2 protein-coding genes are annotated in these 2,960 nt (G+C 58.9%); one reads left to right on the top strand and one right to left on the bottom strand.

From position 1 onward, the window contains the following. The first annotated feature begins 227 nt into the window (after window positions 1-227). Window positions 228-2,324: a glutamine synthetase type III gene (locus tag GXX82_13075; protein NLT23972.1), complete on the top strand. Its 2,097-nt coding sequence runs from the start codon at window positions 228-230 to the stop codon at window positions 2,322-2,324. Between the two features lie 75 nt (window positions 2,325-2,399). Here the strand turns inward: GXX82_13075 and GXX82_13070 are convergent. Continuing rightward, on the bottom strand, window positions 2,400-2,960 hold a 561-nt coding region (locus GXX82_13070), incomplete at its 5' end, for a CoA-binding protein (protein ID NLT23971.1).

Raw genomic sequence — 2,960 nt, 5'->3', positions numbered from 1 at the left:
GTCTTACCAGGGCCGCTGACAATTTACTTGTAAGTCCAACAGTATCATATTATACTGTTCTCGCACATTGATGTGTCCCCCTCAACGGCCCCGAGGGCTTAAGCAAGCATACCGAACAAAGAAGTTCACCCAAAGTCAATGTTTAAGGACTGAACAAACCTTTCCAGAAATAGGCGGAAAGTGTTATTATACGGCTTTGTCCGGTTGAACTTGTGAGGAGGATTAAAATGGAATTGACAGAGGTATTTGGATCCAACGTCTTCAACGATAAGGTCATGAAACAACGCCTGCCGAAGGAGGTCTACAAGGCCCTCCGGAAGACGATCCAGCAAGGCACGCCGCTTCGGCCGGACGTGGCCGACGTGGTGGCCAACGCGATGAAAGACTGGGCCATCGAAAAGGGTGCCACGCACTACACACACTGGTTCCAACCCCTGACGGGTATCACCGCCGAGAAGCATGACTCTTTCATCTCCCCGGCCCCCGACGGCAGTGTCATCATGGAATTCTCGGGCAAACAGCTCGTTCAGGGCGAACCTGACGCCTCATCCTTCCCGAGCGGCGGCTTGAGGGCCACCTTCGAGGCACGGGGCTACACCGCCTGGGATTGCACCTCGCCCGCCTTCCTCAAGGAGGATCAGAGCGGCAACGTGACGCTCACCATCCCGACGGCTTTTTATTCCTATCGCGGAGAAGCCCTCGACAAGAAGACCCCCCTCCTGCGTTCCATGAAGGCCCTGTCCCGGCAGGCGCTCAGAGTGCTCAAGGCGATGGGGAACACGACGTCCACGAACGTGACCTCCACAGTAGGCCCCGAGCAGGAGTACTTTCTCGTGGACAAGAAACTCTTTATGGAGCGTCTCGACCTGCTCCTCGCGGGCCGCACGATCTTCGGCGCACCCCCGCCCAAGGGTCAGGAACTCGAGGACCAGTACTTCGGCGCCATCAAGGACCGTGTCTCCGACTACATGCACGACCTCGACGTGGAACTGTGGAAGATGGGCATCACCTCCAAGACGAAGCACAACGAGGTGGCCCCGGCCCAATACGAGATGGCCCCCATCTTCGACACCACGAACATCGCCACCGATCACAACCAGCTCGTCATGGAGACGATGCAGAAGGTCGCCTTCCGCAACGACCTCGTCTGCCTTCTCCACGAAAAACCCTACGCCGGAATTAACGGGTCGGGCAAACATAACAACTGGTCCCTGTCGACGAGCGACGGCCAGAACCTCCTGGAACCCGGGCACACGCCCAGTGAGAACGTCCAGTTCCTGCTTTTCCTTTGCGCCATGATCAAGGCCGTCGACACCCACGCCGATATCCTGAGGGCGACCTGCGCGACAGCGGGGAACGACCATCGCCTTGGTGCCAACGAGGCGCCGCCCGCAATTGTCTCCATCTTCATGGGAGAAGAACTGACGGAGGTGATCGAGAAGATCGCCAGGGGCGAGAAGACCTCGGCCCGGGGCGAGCAGCTCATCAACGTCGGTGTCGACACGCTGCCCATGATACCGAGGGACAACACCGACAGGAACAGGACCTCTCCCTTTGCCTTCACGGGCAACAAGTTCGAGTTCAGGATGGTAGGCTCCGCCCAATCCATAGCGGGCTCGAACGTGGCCCTGAACACCATAGCCACCGAAGCCCTCGACGAGATCGCCACGAGGCTGGAAAAGGCCAGGGACAAGAATGCCGAGGCCGCAGCGATCATAAAGGACACCTGGAAGAAACACAGCCGGATCATCTTTAACGGGAACAACTACTCCGAGGAGTGGGTGGCGGAAGCCGAAAAGAGAGGTCTCCCCAACGTGGCCAACACCGTCGATGCCCTCAAGGCGTTCGTGACGGAGAAGGCCTTCAAACTCTTCGAAAAATACGATGTCCTCTCCCGCAAGGAGCTCCATTCCCGCTACGACATCTACGTCGAGGCCTATGCGAAGCAGATCAATATCGAGGCGCGCGTCGCCATCGACATGGTCAGAAGACAGTTCATCCCCGCGGCCCTTGAATACGCAACCTTCCTTGCCGATTCCATCGACGATCTGAAGTCCGTCAAGGGACCCGCCGCGGTTCCCGAAGACATACTGAAGAAGGTCGGCACTGTTCTCAATTCGGCTTACAAGAACCTCGGCAGGCTGGAAACCGCTGTCGAAAAGGCGCAGGCTGTCAGCAACACCGTCAAACAGGCCGAGAGCTACCGCGACAAGGTCTTCACCGCACTGCAGGCATTGAGGGGCGATATCGACAGTCTCGAAATGCTGATCCCTGCGGATACGTGGCCCGTTCCGACTTACGCGGACCTCCTCTTCAAGCTCTGAGAGAACACCATCAGACATGCAAAGGCCGGCCCCTCCCGGGACCGGCCTTTTTACATTGCAACAACTCCGGTGGTTCTATGCCGTATTCAGGATCATCCTTGCGTCTACGACGTACAGCTCATCGCCGCTGCCCTTGACGGGGTTGAGGTCGATCTCTTCGATCCGGGGAAAATCGGAGACAAGCCGGCCCAGTCTCCGCAGACAGTCGACGAGGCGCTCCAGGGAGACACCCTTTTGACCGCGGACACCCTCGAGGATGGGGTAAGACCGGATTGACGTCACCATTGTGCGGCATTCCTCTCCGGAAAGGGGCGCAAGGGCAAAGGCGACGTCCTTCAGGACCTCGGTGTATATCCCCCCGAGGCCGAACATGACAAGATGGCCGAGGTCACCGGAGCGGCTCGCGCCGATGATGACCTCCGTGCCTTCGACCATCCGCTGGATGACGACACCTTCCGCGCCCTCTATGGCGGTCAGGTCGTGCCAGGCCCGCCCGGCGGCCCCGGCGTCGGCGATCATGAGCCTTACCCCGCCGATATCGCTCTTGTGGAGGGGCCCGAGGACCTTCATCGCCAGGGGATATCCTATCCTTTCACAGGCATCCTTCATTTCCTCGAACGACGCGGCCTGCGCCTC

The organism is Syntrophorhabdus sp. (assembly GCA_012719415.1).
GTDB lineage: Bacteria > Desulfobacterota > Syntrophorhabdia > Syntrophorhabdales > Syntrophorhabdaceae > Delta-02.
Note: the sequence above shows the minus strand (reverse complement) of the source record. Positions and strands in the feature narration are given on the sequence as shown.